An 18,183-nucleotide genomic window follows, 5' to 3' on the forward strand; every position below is an offset into this window, starting at 1 on the left:
AAGAGGCTTCAAAGATGACGCTGCCGTTGGCTGGAATACGGGTACTGGATTTATCGAATGTGTTGGCGGGACCGTTTTGCGCATATCAACTTGCGCTGCTCGGCGCCGACGTGATCAAGGTCGAACACCCCGAAGGCGGCGATCTTGCGCGGCGTTTAGGCGCCGACAAGGAAGCGTCGATGCGCAACATGGGCGCCTCGTTCGTCGCGGTGAATGCGGGCAAGCAGTCCATCACGCTCAATCTGAAAGACCCGCGCGGCAAGGCCATTTTGCGCGAGCTCGTCAAAACTGCGGACGTGTTGGTCGAAAACTTCCGGCCCGGTGTGATGACGCGGCTCGGCCTCGATTTCGACGCCCTGCGTGAAGTGAATCCCAAGCTCGTGTATTGCGCGATCTCGGGCTTCGGCATGAACGGCGAGTTTTCGAAACGCCCGGCCTACGATCAGATCATTCAGGGCATCTCGGGCGTGATGAGCGTGACCGGCGATGCCGACAGCGCACCATTGCGCGTCGGCTATCCGGTGTCGGATACCGTGGGCGGTCTCACGGCAGCGTTCGGCATCTGCGCCGCGTTGGTCGATGCCCGCGCGAACGGACAGGGCCGCATGCTCGACGTCTCGATGCTGGAAGCCACGCTGGCGACGATGGGCTGGGTCGTATCGAACTATCTGAATGCCGGCGTCACGCCCGAACCGATGGGCAACGAGAACTTCACCGCCGCGCCCTCGGGCACCTTCAAAACCGGCGACGGCCCCCTCAATATCGCCGCAAACGAGAACAAGCAGTTCGCGAGCCTCTGCCACCTGATCGGCCGTGCGGATCTGCTCGATGACGCGCGCTTCTCCGAGCGCAACGCGCGCAAAGCGAATCGCGCAGCATTGAAAGCCGAAATCGAAGCGGCGTTGGCAAGCGACAGCGCGACGAACTGGGAAGCCAAATTCTTCGAAGCAGGCGTGCCGGCCGGGCGCGTGATGTCGGTGCCGGAGATTCTCGCGCACCCGCATCTGGAATCGCGCGAGTTCATCCGCGAATTTGCCGGCGACGGCGCCACTGAGCGGCAACGCGTCACCCGTGCGGGCTTTCGCCTCTCCGATGCCGACACAGCGCCGACCGCACCCGCGCCGGTTCTATCGGCTCACACGCGCGAGCATCTCGCCTCGCTCGGTTACGACGACGCGCAAATCGACCACCTACGCTCCGAAGGAGTGATCTGAACATGACGCAAGCATTCGACGCCGCCAAGCTCGCCGCCGAGTACTGGAGCACCTCGATCATCGATATCCATCCCGGCTCGATCAAGGTGCGCGGTTTCCCGATTCAGGAGTTGATCGGCAACGTCAGCTTTCCGCAGATGATCTGGCTGATGCTGCGCGGCGAACTGCCCGATGCCGCGCAAGCGCGCTTGTTCGAAGCGGCGTTGGTGGCATCGGTCGATCATGGTCCGCATGCACCGTCGATTGCCATCTCGCGGATGGCGACCAGCTGCGGTTTGCCGTTGAACGGCGCGATGGCCTCGGCGATCAATGCGCTGGACGATGTGCATGGCGGCGCTGGTCAGCAGGCGGTCGAACTGTACGATTCCATCGCCGAACGCATGCAAGCAGGTGCCACGTTGGAAGATGCGGTCGAACAAGGTGTCGATGCTTTTACCGCCGAACATGGCAAGTATTTGCCCGGCTTTGGGCACCGTTTTCATCCGGTCGATCCGCGCGCCATCCGGCTTCTTTCGCTCGTGGACGAAAGCGTCGAACAGCAAAGTATCAGCGGACGATACGCCGCTATCGCGCGCGGCATTGAAGCCTTGCTCAAGCAGCGCAAGAACAAACCTGTGCCGATGAATATCGACGGCGCTACCGCCGTGATCTACGCGGAACTCGGCTTTGCGCCGGAGCTGGCACGCGGGGTGTTCTGCCTGTCACGCGCGGTCGGCATTCTGTCACATGCATGGGAGCAACGCGGACGCAACGAGCGCAACAAAGGCCCGATGCCGCGCCAGATGAGCTACACGTACACGGGCAAGCCCGAGCGTCACCTGTCCTGAACTTCGGCCGCGCGCCGCTGCGCGTTGCGCATTGCGCGCGAGTCGCCGCCTAATGCATCCGTTGCGCGTGCGGCGCAATCGAACAGCGCGCCGAGATTGCTCTCGAGGAACGCCTGATCGATGCGAGAACTCGGGCCAGCAAGCGTCAGCACGCCACGCAAACTTTGCCGCACACCGAACACCGGCATCGACACCCCCGCCGTCTCGCGGTCACGCTCGCCGATCGACACACAGTAGAAATCCTCGCGGATCTTCTCGTACGGCTCGCCCGGCTTGCCGCCGAACGCCAGCAATGCAAGACCGCCCGAGCCGCTTTCCAGCGGCAGCACGTCACCTTCGCGCACGTGAAATCGCACCGCATGCGTCGAGTCCACACGATGCAGACACACACGCACCGCCTCGTCGCGCACATAAAAGGAGACGCTTTCGCCGCTCGTTTCAGCGAGTTCACGCATCAGCGGCACCACAATGTCGCCGACGTTCAGGCTGCGCTGATACAACGCGCCGAGCATGAAGGTGGCGGAGCCGAGTTGATAGCGGCCGTCGTCTAGTCGCAGCAGCAGGCGGTGCTGAATCAGCGAACCCGCCAGCCGCAGCAGCGTGCTCTTGTAGAGGCCCGTGCGAGCCGCAAGCTCGGCGAGCGTGAGCGCGTCGTCGTCCGGCCTGAAGGCGAACAGAATCGCGCAAGCACGATCGATGACGGCAACGCCCTCGCTTTCCTTTGAGTTTGATTTGTCCGCAGGCGTTGGCATGAGTTAGCGTAAATGACGTTACTTCATATCGAAGTTGAAATTTTACGCCATGACGCGGGGCTGTCATACCAGGCAGTGGTTCTTCGGGGCCGAAACAGCCGGAAATCAGCGCCTGGGCGGCGAAAACCGGCGGAACGTGGCGCAACTGGGGCAAAGCACGCGCTGTGAATGCACGTTGAGACGATCGCGCCATTTGTTGAGCCGCCCCAGCATTCAGCGTTTTGCCGCCCCCCTCTACAGTACGTTATCGAACGCGCAACGCTGGAGCACCGTAGCGCGTCGCAACGTTTCGGAGGATCAGAGATGAACAGCAATCGTGGCACGATTCCAGTTTCTTTCTTCGGGATCGCGGTGGGCGCGCTGGCGTTCGCCAACTTGTGGCGTGTGGCGATCAGGGTGTGGCATCTGCCCACCATCGCGGGAGACGTGTTGAGCGTCGCAGCGCTTGCGGTGTGGGTTGTCGTTCTGCTCGCATACGGGCATAAATGGCTGACGCACGCAGCTGAAGCTCGTGCGGAAATGCAGCATCCGGTGCAATCGTCGTTTGCGGCGCTTGTGCCGGTTTCGAGTTTGCTGGCCGCACAGATCTTGCAGCCTTATGCGCATTCGGTTGCGCTTGCACTGTTCGGCGTGGCCGTGGTCGCGCAATTGGTGCTCGGCGTGTACCTGCATGGACGGCTGTGGCAAGGTGGCCGCAAGCCTGAACTGATCACGGCGGCCATTTATCTGCCAACCGTCGCGTCGAGTTTTGTCGCGGGGACTGCAGCGGCTACCTTTGGTTTTCATCAGCTGGGCGGGCTGTTCTTCGGCGCCGGCGTGCTGTCCTGGCTCGCGATCGAATCGATGATTCTGCACCGCGCCGCCGTGCACGAACCACTGCCCGAAGCATTGCGTCCGGTCCTCGGCATTCAACTCGCGCCGCCGGTGGTGGGCGGTGTGACGTATCTGAGCTTAAGCAGTGGTACGCCTGATCTGATCGCGCTGATGCTGCTCGGTTATGGGCTCTACCAGGCGTTGATGCTGTTGCGTCTGCTGCCGTGGATTCGTCAGCAAGCATTCGTACCGGGATACTGGGCGTTCAGCTTCGGTGTAGCCGCATTGCCGACGATGGCGATTCGCATGGTCGAACGAGGCGCAACGGGTCCGCTCGAATGGATCGCGCCGGTTTTGTTCATCGCGGCGAATGTGGTGATTGGAATTCTGGTGGTGAAGACGCTCGGGTTGCTGGTGCGAGGGAAGTTGATTCCGGCTGTTGTTGAGGCACGGCCCGCGCCTCGGATTCCCGTTGACTCTCGGACGGCGAGCATCAGCTAGGAACCCTACGTTTTTTCGGAAGGCAGGGTGCGGTCGTGTCCGAACATACTATAAAGAGATGCCTTTTGCTTTGACGGGGCGGATAAAATTCCGATCTTCTCCGATGCCTGTCAGGCAAAAATACAAGGGCATTAATGAGCAGATTTGTACGATTCGATCTGTCAGTAGAGTTGACAACAGAGTTGCTGCGAAGGCACCAAACAGGTCGCCTCGCGGACAGCGACTACCGTCACCAAGTGCTCATCGGCCGTTTCACGAAGGAGGCGCTGACGGTGATCAACATCCCTGATCGCGCCGTTGTTACGTCAGTCCGCCTTCTTGTCAAAATCATGGAGAAGCATGGCCTGCCTCCCGAAACGGTTGCCTCGCTACGAGAACTGATCCTCAAACCCGTCGCTGTGTATGAGTCAGCCACTGAGCGCGATAGCATCGTGGTGGTTACGATTGAAATGCCCGACGGTATCAATCCGCTGCTTGTCGCGATCCGTGTCGACGTGCCAGACTCAGCGAACAAACCGAACATGCATTGGATGGTGAGCGCCTATGCGAAAAACGATCCCGAGATCGTCAAGCGCTGGGAGGCAAATGGGCTTCTGATTTGGAAGCACGAGCCGGTGGTTGAAGTCACCATCGAACCGGCAGCCAAGGTGGAAGAGACTGCGACCGCCGAGTCCAATACCTAAGCCGAAAATGAAAAAAGACCGCGACGCGGCCTAGAAATGAAAATGCCTAAGTCCACGGATAGCCGACCGTCTGCTGCTAGTCAGGTATTTATCGTAGCCCTTAGGCAAAGCTGATTATGCGCGTCGATGGGTATTTTGTCAAACGGCACCAATGACTTCCGCACACTGATGCGGACAAAAACTCACTTAAGTCAACGCAACGCCATCACGATCACCACAGCGCCAACGATCGCCACCGCGTCTTCGATCAACGCGGCCGGCAAGTCACGGCCGAATGTGCGCGCCAACGCAGCTCTCACTCTCGCGCCACCCAAAGTGCCGATCACCGCACCCACCACCCCGGCAATCAAACCACCCACCAAGCCGCCATGTGCGGCCCCGATCGCCGCGCCACTCAACCCACCCAGGACGATACGCGCGCCGAATTGCATCGGCACGGTACGGCTAGGTGTCTTGGGCAATTGGTCGGTAATCAGTTCGACGATCGCCAGCACAGTGAAGATATACGGTGTGGCAGCAAAGCCGAGAAATGCCAGCGGCGTGTCCTGCAGCGGCAACCACCCCAGATGCGCCGCCCAACTGATGGCCGCGGGAGCGGTCATCGCGCGGAGTCCGGCCACTACACCGATTAGCAATGCAACGACATAGAGAGGCATAGGAGACTCCGAACCAAGACCAATACTGCGCGGTTGGACAAGCCGACGGCTTACCTGGACGAACGTCGGCGGGAGGGGTCACGCAATCACTTGCACAATCAACTTCTCACCGCGTAAGTCGAGGCCGATCCCCAGTTGTCGGTTCAGTTGCCAAATTCGTCGCCCCCTTCGGTGTGGCCCTAGTGTCGCACGATTCGTCTTTCAACCGTCAGCGAAGGACGCGTGCCGTTTTTTCCCACGAACGGTCCGCCTTTCTCCCGTGGTCAGCGCGTTTGCACACGAACCGGTTCATGCGCTGAACGTGCTCACACCATCAAACCGACGCCACGATCAACGCCCCGACGTTGGCAATCGCCGCATTGCTGCGCGCCGCATCACCGCTCGTCTCGGTGAGGTAGACCGTCACGAGAATCGGCCCGCGTCCTGGCGGCCACAGAATCGCAACGTCGTTTGCCGTGCCGTGATCGCCCGTGCCGGTTTTATCGCCGACGCCCCAATCCTTCGGCAGCTTCGCGCGAATCCGTTCGCCACCGGTCTGGTTGGCGGCAAGCCAGGCCAGCAGTTGCGCACGCGACGGCGAAGACAAACGCTCGCCCAGCAGCAGCTCACGCAGATTGCCGAGCATGGCGTTGGGCGTGGTGGTGTCGCGCGGATCGCCGGGCGTCGCTTCGTTCAGCGTCGGCTCATTGCGGTCCAGGCGCGTGATGCCATCGCCAATACTGCGCGCGAACGCGGTCAAAGCTGCGGGGCCGCCAAAACTCGCCAGCAGCAGATTCGCCGCCGTGTTGTCGCTGAGCGTAATGGCCGCCTTGCACAAATCGGCGACGCTCATCCCCGCGTCGCCAGTGCGCTCGCGAGTGTGCTGGCTGGTAGCGGGCGAGTACGACACAAGATCGCTTTTGGAAAACACGATGCGCCGTTCCAGGTCTTCTTGCCCGCGATCCACTCGCGTCAGCACGAAACCCGCCGCCAGCAGTTTGAACGTGCTGCACATCGGAAACCGCTCGTCCGTCCGCAAACCGGCGTGCAATCCGGAGGTCGTGTCGACGATCGAAACGCCCAGTCGCCCACCGCTTTCCGCTTCGATCTGCGCGAGCCGTTGACGAATGGCGTCCGCCTTGGCCACGCTGCCGCCCGGCTTTGCTGTGCCCGCCTTCACCGCTTTTCCGAACGCGCCACCACTGCCAACCGCAACCCCAGCTATCGAAACGCCGAGCATCGCGCCCGCGAATTTCCGTCTTGTGATCATCGCCGCTCCTTATGTGAAGCCGCAACTATCGGTTTTTCGGCGCCCGCTGGCAAACGATGATAAGTTAGTCGATCCCCTAGAAAATCTTATGCCTCTGCCATGAGACCGTATCTCCCGTTGAATGCGCTGCGCGCCTTCGAATCGTCCGCACGGCATCTGAGCTTCACGCGCGCCGCGCTCGAATTGAACGTCACCCAGGCGGCCGTGAGTCAGCAGGTCAGAACGCTGGAGGAGCGGCTGGGCACCGCACTCTTCAAACGTCTGCCCCGCGGGCTGGCCATGACCGACGAAGGCCTCGCGCTACGTCCTGTCCTCACGGACGCATTCGATCGCATCGAAGCCGTACTCAAACAGTTCGACGGCGGCCACTTTCACGAAGTGTTGACGGTCGGGGTGGTAGGCACTTTCGCGGTGGGCTGGCTGATGTCGCGGCTCAAGTCGTTTCGCGACGCGCATCCGTTTGTCGAGCTGCGGCTGCTGACGAACAACAATCTGGTCGATCTCGCCACCGAGGGCCTCGACTTCGCAATTCGCTTCGGCGACGGCACCTGGCCAGGCTCGCTCGCCACCCGGCTGCTCGACGCACCGCTCGCCATTCTGTGTGCGCCCGAGATCGCCGAGCGTCTGTCCGAGCCAACGGATCTCGCCAACGAAACGTTGCTGCGTTCCTATCGCGTCGACGACTGGATGAGCTGGTTCACGGCCGCCGGCATCTCGCCGCGGCCGATTCGCGGCCCGGTGTTCGATTCATCGCGACTGATGGTGGAAGCGGCCATGCAGGGTGCGGGTATCGCGCTGGCGCCGGCGCTGATGTTCGATCACGAGATCAACACGGGCCGGCTGGTGCGGCCGTTCGAAGTGGAAGTTCACGCCGGCAGCTACTGGCTGACGTGGTTGAAGGGCAAGCCGATGACGTCGGCGATGCTGCTGTTCAGTCAGTGGATCGTCAAGGAAGCGGCCGCGCACACACAAAGCTAGCAAACCGCCGCGCGTCGATGGCCGTTCATGGCGGGCCGCTCGGCTTGCGGCGGGAACACGTTCCACGAGCCGTCGTCATGACGGAAGAAGAAGATCGACAACAAACCGCTCGGCCGCAGAGCTTCCACACAAACGTAACGCTGATGCTGCGACGCGCGGTGGCAAAACTGCACGACACGTGCGGGCATCGAGGGGGTCGGTGCAAGCCATTTATCGACGGCCCAGTGCAAAGTCTTTTCTGCGGCAACCATGATGCTCTCCTCGATCCTTGATTCCCTGAATTGCTGAACTCGTTACTGCCCGCTCAGGCGAGTTGGGCGGCAACCTGTCCATTCTTCGCGGTGCGTTCGACAAACGCCTTCACCAGACACACCAGCGTGAGAACGCCAGCACGGGGATGCGTCAGGCAGCAATGCACCTGTTCGCTGCGGCTTTCGCCAAGCAGGCACCATGCGCAGAAGTGCTCGCAGTTATTCGTCAGCAGGCGGTAGTGGTTTTCGCCAAGGCGGGAGCGCGCACGGCGCACGGCTTCATCTCCGACGTAGCGGGCGCTCGGGGTTGGGCGGATCGTCAAGGGATGACCGGCGGCGAAGTTGGTTAATTCCACTTCTTCCACCGGACCGCGATGTGCCGAGCTCGCAAAACCGGCGTAATGAACCACCCGGCCATTGCCGACATAAATGCCGTGGTGTTCGTAGCCGCGCCGTTGCGTAACGAGATGCGCGCCGATCGGCAGGTCGATGGTCGACGTTTCATTGCAGCGTTCGTCTTGATCTTCGCTGCTCGTCGGGAGGTGGTTCGTGTTCATGGCTGGTCTCGCTTCAATATCCAACACTGTTGCGAGATCTTTTGCATCATCCGGGCCATGTGGCGAAAAGCCTTTATTTAAAGGGCTGGCAGGAATTGGGAGGCATTTTGAGTGCCGCATGTGTGCGTCGGGAGCCGACACAAATCGAGCCGATCTGTTGGCAGACGTCGATCATTTGGCGTGTTGGCCGAGCCGCAGCGAGTGCGTTCGCGAGGGGCCGGGAGTCCGGCCAATGTGTTGGGTCCTGCACCGGTGTGCGCGCCCGGATGTTGGCTGCATCCCGACCTCTTCGGCGCCGCACGAACAAGCGCTGGCAGCCAGTCGCGCGGAATCGCCCACCAATCAACGCGCTACGAGAAAGCGCCCGCTCGAGCCGCAAATTGGCATGGCACTTGCACCATCACGTTCAATTCCTTTTCAACCGCGCGCCCGACGCACGCGGCCAACCGGAGAACGATATGGCTTCCATCACAGTAAACGACCTCTCGCTGAACCTGGCGCTCGACCGTAAAGCAATGGCCGCGATCCGCGGCGGCGGCGGCGCGCCGTGGGTGTACGGCTGGATTCAGCCCTATGTGCGGGAAACGCCGAGCATCGGTCCGGTAGTGAACCTGTACGACATCTCGAACAACTTCTATGCTAACCAGATGATCAACACGTTCCAGTCGGTTGACGTACGCAACACCGGTGCGAACTCGAACATCAACGTCTCCCCCGACGCACGCAGTAGAAACGATATGGTGTAGCGCTTGTGACCTGTCCTAGCCAATTTCGATGGACGTCGTCCGCGCGGTCCGACGCAGGACGCGTCCGTGAAATCAACGAAGATGCCTGCCTCGCCCAATCCGAACCCGGACGCTGGGCGGTCGCCGATGGCATGGGCGGGCACGCGGTCGGCGATCTGGCGAGCCGGCTGGTGATCGATGCGCTGAGCCGCCTCGCGCCGCCGCTCGCGATGAAAACCTGTATCGCCGACGCGCGAGCACGGTTGCAAAAGGCCAACCGCCAACTGCGGGACGAGGCCGCGCGCCGCCAGGTGCAACGGATCGGAAGCACCGTCATTGTGCTGCTCGCGTGCGACCGCTTCTGCGGCTACCTATGGGCCGGCGACAGTCGGCTCTATCTGTATCGCGAAGGGCAATTGCGGCAACTCACGCGCGATCATAGTCAGGTGGAAGAACTCAAGTCGCTCGGCGTGATTACCGACGAAGAGGCGCGGCATCATCCGGCGCAGCACATGATCACGCGCGCGGTGGGCGCCACGGACGTGCTCGAACTCGACGACGATGCGATCGAAGTCGCGGACGGTGACGTCTTTCTGCTTTGCAGCGACGGCTTGAGCAACGAAATCAGTGACGAAGAAATACTGGGCGTGCTGACCACGGTGACGTGCGAGCGCGCGTCTGATGAACTGGTCGACCTGGCCATTGCGCGCGGCGGACGCGATAATGTCACCGCCGTAGTCGTGCATGCCGAAGATCCGTATGCGTCCGACAAAACCTTGCTGAATCCAGCACCTTGAAAACACAGGTTTGATTGCTGGCGCGTCCGCCGGATGGCCTGGTCCAATCGCAGATTCTTGGCTCTATCGACCAGGCCGTGCGCCAGGTATCGTGAGCGTCGTTCCCTATGGAGACGCTCATGCCTGCCCCGCTTCGCTTCGTTCACCTCGACACGCCCGAATCGCTGCTGCCCGCATTCGTTGTCATGCGTCAGTTGCGCCCGCATCTGACGGACGCGCACTCGTTCGCCGCGCAGGTGGCAAAACAGCATGCTGAAGGCTATCGCCTGCTCGCTGCGTGCGACGCGGGCAGCGTCGTCGGCCTCGCCGGTTATCGCACGCTGACCAATCTGCTGTATGGCCGCTTCGTCTACGTCGACGATCTGGTTGTAGATGACAGGTTGCAGCGTGGCGGCATCGGCGCGCAACTGCTCGACGCGGTACGGCAGATTGCGCGCGAAGCGGGCTGCGTGCACTTCGTACTCGATACGGGCCTGCACATGCCGCTTGCGCAGCGCTTCTATTTCCGCAATGGGTTGCTCGCTCGCGGCATGCACTTCGTCGAACCCCTCGCTCCCCTTGCCCATTCCGCGACGGTTACGTCATGAAAATTCTACTGATCAACGCCAGCCCACACGGCGAGGCAAGCCACGGCTACCGTTTTGCCGACGAGATCGTCGGCGTACTGCGGGAGCACACCGCACCCGCTGCAGCGGACATCGAAGTTATCGAACGCGATCTGGCAGCTGCGCCACTGCCGCCCGTCGCCCGCGACTATGCGCGCGCCGTCACATCGCGCACGCCGGATAAGGCTCTGTTCGACGTCTCCGAACAACTGATCGATGAAATCGAAACGACGGATGCGCTCATTATCAACACGCCGATGCACAACTTCATGGTGCCGGCAGCGCTCAAGCTGTGGATCGATTACACGTTGCGCATTCATCGGACGTTTGCCTCGACACCGGAAGGCAAGGTTGGGCTGATGCGCGACCGGCCGACCATCGTGATCGTCGGTTCCGGCGGCATCCATAGCGGCGAACACGCGCGGCAGCCGGACTTTCTGACGCCGTATCTGCGCTATGCACTCGGAACGATCGGCATCCACAGCGTGCAGTTTCTTCTCCTGCAGGGGCTTGTGATGGGCGAAGCGGCCGTAGCCGAGGCGCTCGATGCGGCACGTGCGCAACTTACCGGCGATGCGGTGTTCGCCTCGCTTGCCGCGCAGGCAACCCGCAGCGCGAGCATGGCGGCGGGTGCGGCCCAGCGGAGCGCATAAAGCGCGTCAACCGTCCAGACACGCGCGTAACGTTCGCGCGAGACGGCCTGCCTCACGCGCATCGGCGACGTTCGCGAAGCCCATCACCAGGCCGCGCGGCGTGCGCCGCGCGCGGCCATTCGCGTACCAGATCGAAAGCGCCAGCACCCCGAGCCCCGCCTCGCGGGCGCGCGCGGCGACGGCGACGTCGTCGACCGGGCCATCGGGGCCTTCGGCGAACCGCACCGCGAACTGAATTCCACCTGGCGGCAAATCGACAATCAGCCGGTCGCCAAACGCCTGCTCCAGCGCGTTCACAATCAGCACGCGCCGCTCGCCGTACAACGCACGCATGCGCTTCAGATGCCGCGCAAAATGCCCCTGCCCAATGAAATCCGCCACGGCCGCCTGCAAAAGCGTCGGCGATCCGGCATTCATGCTGTGCGCTACCCGCTCGACACGCTCGACTGCCCGCTCCGGCATCACCGCATACGCGAGCCGCAACCCGGGAAACATCACCTTGCTAAACGTGCCGGAATAGATCACGCGATCGCGCCGGTCGAGGCTCTTTAAAGCAGGCAATGGCCGGCCCAGATAACGGAACTCGCTGTCGTAGTCGTCCTCGATGATCCAGCGGGACGCTTTCTCTGCCGAGTCCAGCAGCGCCATGCGTCGTGCGAGCGATAGCGTTTGCCCGAGCGGACTCTGATGCGAGGGCGTGACCACGGCGAAGCGCGCCTCTGCATCCAGCACCGTGCCGCGTTCAACGTCGATTCCTTCACTATCCACGGGCACAGGCACGAGCTGCACGCCGGTCTCTGCCAGATAACCTCGCGCGAGCAGATAGCCGGGATCCTCGAACCACATGCGATCGTTCGGGCGGGCGAGACTGCGCAACACGAGTTCGAGCGTCGCACGGTAGCCGCCGGTCACGAAGACCTGTTCCGGCAGGCAGGTCACACCACGCGAGAGCCCGAGGTACGTGGCGATATGTTCGCGCAACGGCCGGTACCCGGACGGATCCGGGTACGCGAGCATCGCGCGGTCGCCGCTGCGCGCGCGGCGCGATACGAGCCGGTTCCATAGCTTGTTCGGAAATGCGTCGAGCGCGGGCAGCCCTGGTTGCAACGGCCGCGGCGCGCCGCTCATGGCGACGGCGAGGGCCTGCTGACGTGGCGCCGCTTGACCACTGCGCGACTCGCCCGGCGTCTGCGGCGTGCCCGCTCCTCCGTTACTCTGCTTGCCGCGTGCGTCCTGAACGCCTGGCGCACGCGACGAGCGCGTCACCGATGCCGGCAGCGACGACGATACGAACGTGCCCGCCGCGCCGCGCATCTGCAGGTAGCCCTCGTCGACGAGGATCGTGTAGGCGAGCTCGACCGTGCCACGCGCCGTGCTTAACTGCGTGGCGAGGCCGCGCAGCGCAGGCACGCGATCGCCGGGACGCAGATGCCCCGCGGCGATCGCTGTCCTGAAGCGTTCGCAAATCTGCAGATAGATCGGCAACGGTTGCTGCCGATCGATTTCGATGGTTAATGCGGGCGTTGCTACGGGCATGGCGGTCTCGCGGGCAAGGGGAGCGGCAACTGACATGGACTAGTCGGATCGACAATTCTTGTCACTTTTCGATAGAGCATGATTCTTCCACAATAGCCTCACGCGATGCGACTGCGGCGAACACTTTCACGCAATACAACGCCCGCCCGCCGCCACCCGCGTCCATTTACTCTCATCTGGAGAATCTGCCATGAAAATCGTCGTAATCGGTGGTTCCGGCCTGATCGGATCGCGTCTCGTCACGCTGCTCAATAACGCGGGTCATGAGGCGCTTGCCGCGTCGCCGCGCACCGGCGTGAACGCCGTTACGGGTGAAGGCCTGAGCAACGCGCTCGTGGGCGCGGACGTCGTCGTGGATGTGACGAACGCGCCGTCCTGGGAGCCGCAGGCGGTGCTCGATTTTTTCCGCACCTCGGCGCGTAACCTCGGCAAAGCCGAAGTAGCCGCAGGCGTGCGCCATCACGTCGCGCTATCAATCGTCGGCTGTGATCGCACACCGGAGAACGCGTATTTCGTTGCCAAGGTCGCGCAGGAAGAGGTGATCGAAGCAGCGGGCGTGCCGTACACGATCGTGCGCGCGACTCAGTTCATGGAGTTCATCGGCGGGATCGCGGATTACGGCACGGTCGACGGCGCGGTGCGCATCAGCGACGGCCTGTTTCAGCCGATCGCCGCCGACGATGTCGCGGCGAGCCTCGCGCAGGTCGCGCTCGCAGCCCCACTGAACGGCACGGTCGATATTGCCGGACCAGATCGCGCGCCCTTCGCGGAGATCGTTAGCCGCTATCTGAAATCGGTAGGCGACGCGCGCCCGGTGGTGACGGATCGCGATGCGCCGTACTACGGCGGCCGTGTCGAGGAACAATCGCTCGTGCCGCTCGGCGACGCGCGGATCGGGCGCATCGGTCTCGACCAGTGGCTGGCGGAGGCCAAAAAGGGTTGATTGCAGTACGAACGCGGCAAGCCTCAACTATCGCTGTCTTCTTCGTCGTGCTCGTCAGCGCCGTTTCTGCCCGTCGACGGCGCATTGCGATTGCGAAAATCTTTCGAATGCAGGCCATGCTTCTTCAGGAGCATTTGCAGATGTGAGCGGTTCATATCGATGCGCCGCGCCAGTTCCGCAACGGTGCCGCTCACTTCGCGCAGGCCGCGCTCCAGGAAGGCTTTTTCCGCGTCGTCGCTCGCGGCGCGCTTCGCGTCGCTCAGCGACATCAGATTCGCCACGCTGATTGGCTCCTGTCCCGTCGCAGTGGCTACATTCGACGCTGCCGCGGCTGATCCGGGCGCGGCCGGCCGCATATCCACGGGCAGATGATCGACATCCGCCATGTCGCCAGCCAGGCACGACACGCGATACATCACGTTGCGCAGTTCACGAATATTGCCCGGGTACGCATAGTTCAGCAGAAAGTCCCGCAGACGCGGCGTCAATCTGACGGGTCTGCGCTTTAGCGTTCCGGCGGCTTCATCGCCGAACCAGGCAATCAGCAGCGGTATCTCATCGCGCCTCTCGCGCAGCGGCGGCAACGTGACATGAATCACGCTGAGACGGTAGAACAGGTCCTCGCGAAACTTGCCCTCTTCGCTGAGTTGCCGCAGATTGCGATTAGTCGCCGCAACAATGCGTGTATCGACAGCAATCGTTTCATCGGAACCCACGCGTTGAATTTCGTGTGCTTCCAGCACCCGCAACAGCTTCACCTGGCCGGCCAGGGGCAACTCGCCGATTTCGTCGAGAAAGATCGTGCCGGTATGTGCGCTTTCGAATTTTCCCTTGCGGTCATTCGAAGCGCCCGTGAACGCGCCTTTGCGATGGCCGAACAATTCCGACTCCAGCAGATTGTCCGGAATCGCGCCGCAATTCACGGAGATAAAAGGTTTGTCCGAGCGCGAGCCATTCGCGTGAATCACCTTCGCCATCAGCTCCTTGCCGGTGCCGCTTTCGCCGTCGATCAACACCGGTAAATCGGTCGGCGCCGCCTTCTCGGCGATTTCAAGCGATTCGAGCAAACGCGGATTGTCGCCGAATGTCCCTTCGAAAATGAAACTGCGCTCGATCAACGCCTTTCTACGCGCACCACGAGATTGATCCGCCGACGCAGCAGGCTCAGCGGACGTTGCGGCCTGCACGAAGCGCTCCTTGTGCGAGAGCTGCATGACCTCGTCGCGCAACGAGGTGGCCTGCCGGAGCAGCTTATCGATATCGGCGCGCTCGAGCCGGGACGACCAACGCAGCGTCGAGCGCAATATCTCGATGCGTTCGATCAAACCCGCGTATGAAATCGCAGGGCTGAGCTCTTCTACCTGGTCGAGTATCTTCATCACGCACTCAACTGTTTCTGGACCAGCTGGTAATACATACCGCCGCGCTGGATCAGTTCATCGTGACGGCCCTGTTCGACAATCGCCCCTTCATACAGCACCAGAATCTTGTCCGCACGCATGATGGTGCTGAGCCGATGCGCAATGATCACCGCCGTTCGGCCCTTCAGAATGTCGTGCATATTGCCGAGGATATTGCTCTCCGATTGCGAATCCAATGCTGAAGTCGCCTCGTCGAAAACCAGCAGACGAGGATCGTGATACAGCGCCCGCGCGATACAGAGCCGCTGGATCTGCCCACCCGATAGGCCTATGCCGCGTTCGCCGACAATCTGTTCATAGCCGAGTGGCATCTTGCTGATGAACGCGTGCGCGTCGGCCATTTTCGCGACTTCCTCGATGCGGCGCCGTTCGGGCGCATCGTCGCCGCTGGCAATGTTCTCGGCAATCGTGCCGGAAAACAGCAGATTGCTCTGCATCACATAGCCGATCTGCGCGCGATAATAGGCTTTATCGACCACGCCGAGGTCGTAGCCGTCGATGGTCATCTTGCCCTCGGTTGGCGCATAAAAACCGACCAGCAGCTTGGCGAGGGTTGTCTTGCCGGAACCGCTACGGCCCACAATCGCCACCAGTTCGCCGGGCTTGATGTCGAAGCTGATATTTTCCAGTACATACGCCGAGTCGTCCTCGCCGTAGCGGAAGTAGACACCGCTAAAACTGATTTCGCCTTGCAGCTCCGGCAGCATCACGCGCGAAGGCAAATCCTGCGGCTTCTGTTCCGGTTCGATATCGAGCACGTCGCCGAGGCGCTCCATCGCCACGCCCGCGTCGTTCAACATGCTCCATAAGCCGACCAGGCCCATCAGCGGACCCAACACGCTGCCCATGAACGCATTGAACGCAATCAACTGACCGATGGTCATTTCGCGCGCCAGCACCAGATTCGCGCCGACCCAAAGGATAGCGATCGTTGTCGCCGCGTTCAGCAACTGGCTGCCAAGCCCGATGAGAATGTTGAAGGCGTGCGCCCGGTATTGCACTTCGAGCGCCTTCGCGTACTTCTTCTCCCAGCGCAACCGCACCGGCCGTTCGATGCCCATACCCTTGATGGTCTCGACACCGGCGAGCGCTTCCATCAGAAATGACTTCGACTCGGTCGAGGCTGTGAACACCTCACGCGCATAGTTCTTGATCTTCGGCGTGGCCAGCGCAGTCAACGCCATGATGGGTATCACGAACGCGATCAGTACCAGTGTCATCTTCACGTTGTAGACGAACATGATCGTGAAGTAGATGAACACCATCAGCAGATTCAATGCTGTGGTCACCGTGGATTCGGTGAGGAAGGCCCGGATTGTCTGGTTCTCCTGGAAGCGCGCGAAGATGTCGCCGGTCTTCCGCTTGGCGAAAAACGAGAACGGCAGCGACATGGTGTGCTTGAAGAACTGCGACATCATCGCGAAGTCCATGTTGCGCACCATGAAATTCGCCAGATACGCGCGAATCGTCGACATCAATTGCGAAAACACATTGGCGATAATCAGGCCGCCGATCAGCAGATGCAGCAGGCTGACGTTCTGATGCACGATCACGCCGTCGAGAATGTTCTGGATGATCAGCGGCGGAATCACGCCGAGTACCTGAATCACGAACGTGGCGAGAAACAGGTGACCGAGAATCTTCTTGTACGGCCTGAGGTAGCCGACAAAGCGTATCCACGGCGAACGCGCGGCCGACATCTGCATGAGATTCGGTCCACCGGTAAAGAGCAGACACGTGCCGCTCCAGCCGCGTTCGAAATCCTCAACCGTCATTTTCCGGAAGCCGAGTGCCGGGTCGGCGACCCACACGTAGTCCTTCGAGAGTCCGTACACCACTACATAGTGGTAGCCCTCCCAATGCACGATGAAGGGCAGGTCGAAACCGCGCAATGAATCGAACGTGCATTGCACGCCGCGTGCGGTGAAGCCGAGAGACTCGCCGGCGCGCGCGAGACTGTCGAGCGTGGCGCCTTGTGTCGTGACGTTGGCGAGTTCGCGCAGTTTGCCGAGCGTCATCGGGATGCTGTAGTGGCGGCAGACCATGGCGAGGCACGCGGCGCCACAGTCCATTTCTTCGGCCTGTTCGACCAGCGCAAAGCGCTTGATAACCTTTTCGCCGAATTCGGGCTTGGTCTGCAGGTCGAGCATCAAGGGCAATTTGCGCCGCTGCTCGAGGCGCTTTTGCCGTTGCAATTCACGGTCGCCGTAACGAATCCGCTCGTCCAGGACTTCGCGCAGCTTCGGATTGCGCTCCAGAATGAAATGGACGGTGCGCTCCGGTATCACCAGCAGCCGCGTATCGGTCGTCGCTACCACCGACGCCATTTGCTCCTGCCGCATCAAACACGCCTTTTCGCCGAAGATTTCGCCTTCGCCTAAGGTCGCCAGCGTGTAGTCGTGGCCTTCCTCATGACGGACGATGCGCACGCCGCCTTGCCGCACCACATAGAGCCGCCGGTCATCGCGCCCATCCTGCTTGAGAATTTCCTTGCCCTCGGCCACCCGCTTCACGCCGACGCTGCGCACATATTCTTCGAGTTCCGCCTTGTTGAGCTTGCCGCGCAGATCGAACAACTGCGCGACGAAACCGCCGGCTGAATTGATCGCCACATAGCTCGCGACAAATGCCAACGCGGCCTGATTGCCGGTGATCACCGGTTCGATCGCGGCGCGGGGAATGAACAGCAGTTCGGTTTTCGCGGACGCCCGTACCGACGCCTCATGCACGTACGCGCGCAACATCGCAATGTCGGCGAAAATCTCGCCGGTTTTGCGCACACCCATGCTGGTTTCCTTGCCGTGCTCCTCGGTGAAGATACGGACCGAGCCCGAGCGAACCACGTAAAGACCGTCAGCCGTCTCACCCGCCGAGCACACCGTTTCGCCGAACGAATAGAAGCGTGCCTGCGCATATTCGGCAAGACGATCGATCTCGTCGCGCGAAAACGGCGAGAGAATTTCCACCGAGGTGAGAAACTCGGCAGCGGAGGGCGTGGTCTGGGGTGCATCCATGGGCTTGC

The 18,183-nt window shown here is 61.6% G+C and carries 18 protein-coding genes; 10 read left to right on the forward strand and 8 right to left on the reverse strand.

The annotated features are described in order from the left end of the window. Positions 1–14 precede the first annotated feature (14 nt). Entirely contained in the window at positions 15–1,214 is a 1,200-nt protein-coding gene (locus M0D66_RS00765; protein WP_211705938.1) for a CaiB/BaiF CoA-transferase family protein, read from the forward strand. Positions 1,215–1,216: 2 nt separating this feature from the next. Next, the gene (locus M0D66_RS00770) at positions 1,217–2,041 is read left to right on the forward strand and encodes a citryl-CoA lyase (RefSeq protein WP_200653959.1); all 825 of its coding nucleotides are present in this window, start codon (positions 1,217–1,219) and stop codon (positions 2,039–2,041) included. Here the strand turns inward: M0D66_RS00770 and M0D66_RS00775 are convergent. Then, the gene (locus tag M0D66_RS00775; protein ID WP_200621458.1) at positions 2,029–2,793 is read right to left on the reverse strand and encodes an IclR family transcriptional regulator; all 765 of its coding nucleotides are present in this window, start codon (positions 2,791–2,793) and stop codon (positions 2,029–2,031) included. The genes M0D66_RS00770 and M0D66_RS00775 overlap by 13 nt on opposite strands. Positions 2,794–3,096: 303 nt before the next feature. Here M0D66_RS00775 and tehA point away from each other — a divergent pair, with 303 nt between their 5' ends. Together tehA and M0D66_RS00785 are read left to right on the forward strand one after the other, a co-directional pair. Beyond that, positions 3,097–4,107 carry a dicarboxylate transporter/tellurite-resistance protein TehA gene (gene tehA / locus M0D66_RS00780; RefSeq protein WP_211705939.1) on the forward strand — a complete coding sequence of 337 codons (1,011 nt, stop codon included), beginning with the start codon at positions 3,097–3,099 and terminating at the stop codon, positions 4,105–4,107. A 134-nt stretch (positions 4,108–4,241) separates the two neighbouring features. Further along, positions 4,242–4,790 carry a hypothetical protein gene (locus M0D66_RS00785; protein WP_211704167.1) on the forward strand — a complete coding sequence of 183 codons (549 nt, stop codon included), beginning with the start codon at positions 4,242–4,244 and terminating at the stop codon, positions 4,788–4,790. A 191-nt stretch (positions 4,791–4,981) separates the two neighbouring features. Here M0D66_RS00785 and M0D66_RS00790 read toward each other — a convergent pair whose 3' ends face one another. Both M0D66_RS00790 and bla read right to left on the reverse strand, forming a co-directional pair. Next, positions 4,982–5,446 carry a hypothetical protein gene (locus M0D66_RS00790; protein WP_054035548.1) on the reverse strand — a complete coding sequence of 155 codons (465 nt, stop codon included), beginning with the start codon at positions 5,444–5,446 and terminating at the stop codon, positions 4,982–4,984. Between the two features lie 313 nt (positions 5,447–5,759). Next, positions 5,760–6,695, reverse strand: a complete 936-nt coding sequence (gene bla / locus M0D66_RS00795; protein WP_211700285.1) for a class A beta-lactamase — start codon at positions 6,693–6,695, stop codon at positions 5,760–5,762. Between the two features lie 99 nt (positions 6,696–6,794). Here bla and M0D66_RS00800 point away from each other — a divergent pair, with 99 nt between their 5' ends. Beyond that, entirely contained in the window at positions 6,795–7,673 is an 879-nt protein-coding gene (locus tag M0D66_RS00800; RefSeq protein ID WP_093637648.1) for a LysR family transcriptional regulator, read from the forward strand. Here M0D66_RS00800 and M0D66_RS00805 read toward each other — a convergent pair. Further along, positions 7,670–7,924, reverse strand: coding sequence for a hypothetical protein (locus M0D66_RS00805; RefSeq protein WP_093637652.1), 255 nt, complete (start codon positions 7,922–7,924; stop codon positions 7,670–7,672). The two genes, M0D66_RS00800 and M0D66_RS00805, sit on opposite strands and share 4 nt — an antisense overlap. Before the next feature lie 53 nt (positions 7,925–7,977). Then, positions 7,978–8,481 carry a lecithin retinol acyltransferase family protein gene (locus M0D66_RS00810; protein ID WP_093637657.1) on the reverse strand — a complete coding sequence of 168 codons (504 nt, stop codon included), beginning with the start codon at positions 8,479–8,481 and terminating at the stop codon, positions 7,978–7,980. 458 nt (positions 8,482–8,939) lie between these two features. Here M0D66_RS00810 and M0D66_RS00815 point away from each other — a divergent pair, with 458 nt between their 5' ends. The 4 genes from M0D66_RS00815 (at position 8,940) to M0D66_RS00830 (ending at position 11,261) form a co-directional block, all read left to right on the forward strand. Continuing rightward, the gene (locus M0D66_RS00815) at positions 8,940–9,227 is read left to right on the forward strand and encodes a hypothetical protein (protein WP_093637794.1); all 288 of its coding nucleotides are present in this window, start codon (positions 8,940–8,942) and stop codon (positions 9,225–9,227) included. Between the two features lie 5 nt (positions 9,228–9,232). After that, a complete protein-coding gene (locus M0D66_RS00820) occupies positions 9,233–10,003 on the forward strand; it encodes a PP2C family serine/threonine-protein phosphatase (protein WP_200653953.1) in 771 nt (256 codons plus the stop codon). 119 nt (positions 10,004–10,122) lie between these two features. Then, on the forward strand, positions 10,123–10,590 hold the full coding sequence (locus M0D66_RS00825; RefSeq protein WP_211705941.1) for a GNAT family N-acetyltransferase: 468 nt from the start codon (positions 10,123–10,125) through the stop codon (positions 10,588–10,590). Then, the gene (locus M0D66_RS00830) at positions 10,587–11,261 is read left to right on the forward strand and encodes an FMN-dependent NADH-azoreductase (protein ID WP_211705942.1); all 675 of its coding nucleotides are present in this window, start codon (positions 10,587–10,589) and stop codon (positions 11,259–11,261) included. The genes M0D66_RS00825 and M0D66_RS00830 overlap by 4 nt, the downstream gene beginning before the upstream one ends. A gap of 6 nt (positions 11,262–11,267) precedes the next feature. Here the strand turns inward: M0D66_RS00830 and M0D66_RS00835 are convergent, their stop codons facing one another. Beyond that, on the reverse strand, positions 11,268–12,797 hold the full coding sequence (locus M0D66_RS00835) for a PLP-dependent aminotransferase family protein (protein ID WP_211705943.1): 1,530 nt from the start codon (positions 12,795–12,797) through the stop codon (positions 11,268–11,270). Between the two features lie 190 nt (positions 12,798–12,987). Between M0D66_RS00835 and M0D66_RS00840 the strand changes: the two genes are divergently transcribed. Next, on the forward strand, positions 12,988–13,740 hold the full coding sequence (locus tag M0D66_RS00840; RefSeq protein ID WP_093637676.1) for an SDR family oxidoreductase: 753 nt from the start codon (positions 12,988–12,990) through the stop codon (positions 13,738–13,740). Positions 13,741–13,763: 23 nt separating this feature from the next. On the opposite strand, the gene M0D66_RS00845 is transcribed toward M0D66_RS00840, so the two are convergent. Both M0D66_RS00845 and M0D66_RS00850 read right to left on the reverse strand, forming a co-directional pair. After that, positions 13,764–15,122, reverse strand: coding sequence for a sigma-54-dependent Fis family transcriptional regulator (locus tag M0D66_RS00845; protein WP_211705944.1), 1,359 nt, complete (start codon positions 15,120–15,122; stop codon positions 13,764–13,766). Further along, positions 15,119–18,175: a peptidase domain-containing ABC transporter gene (locus M0D66_RS00850; RefSeq protein WP_200621467.1), complete on the reverse strand. Its 3,057-nt coding sequence runs from the start codon at positions 18,173–18,175 to the stop codon at positions 15,119–15,121. Before M0D66_RS00850 ends, M0D66_RS00845 begins: the two co-directional genes overlap by 4 nt. Positions 18,176–18,183 lie beyond the last annotated feature (8 nt).

This window comes from Paraburkholderia sp. SECH2 (assembly GCF_030464795.1).
Lineage (GTDB): Bacteria > Pseudomonadota > Gammaproteobacteria > Burkholderiales > Burkholderiaceae > Paraburkholderia > Paraburkholderia aspalathi.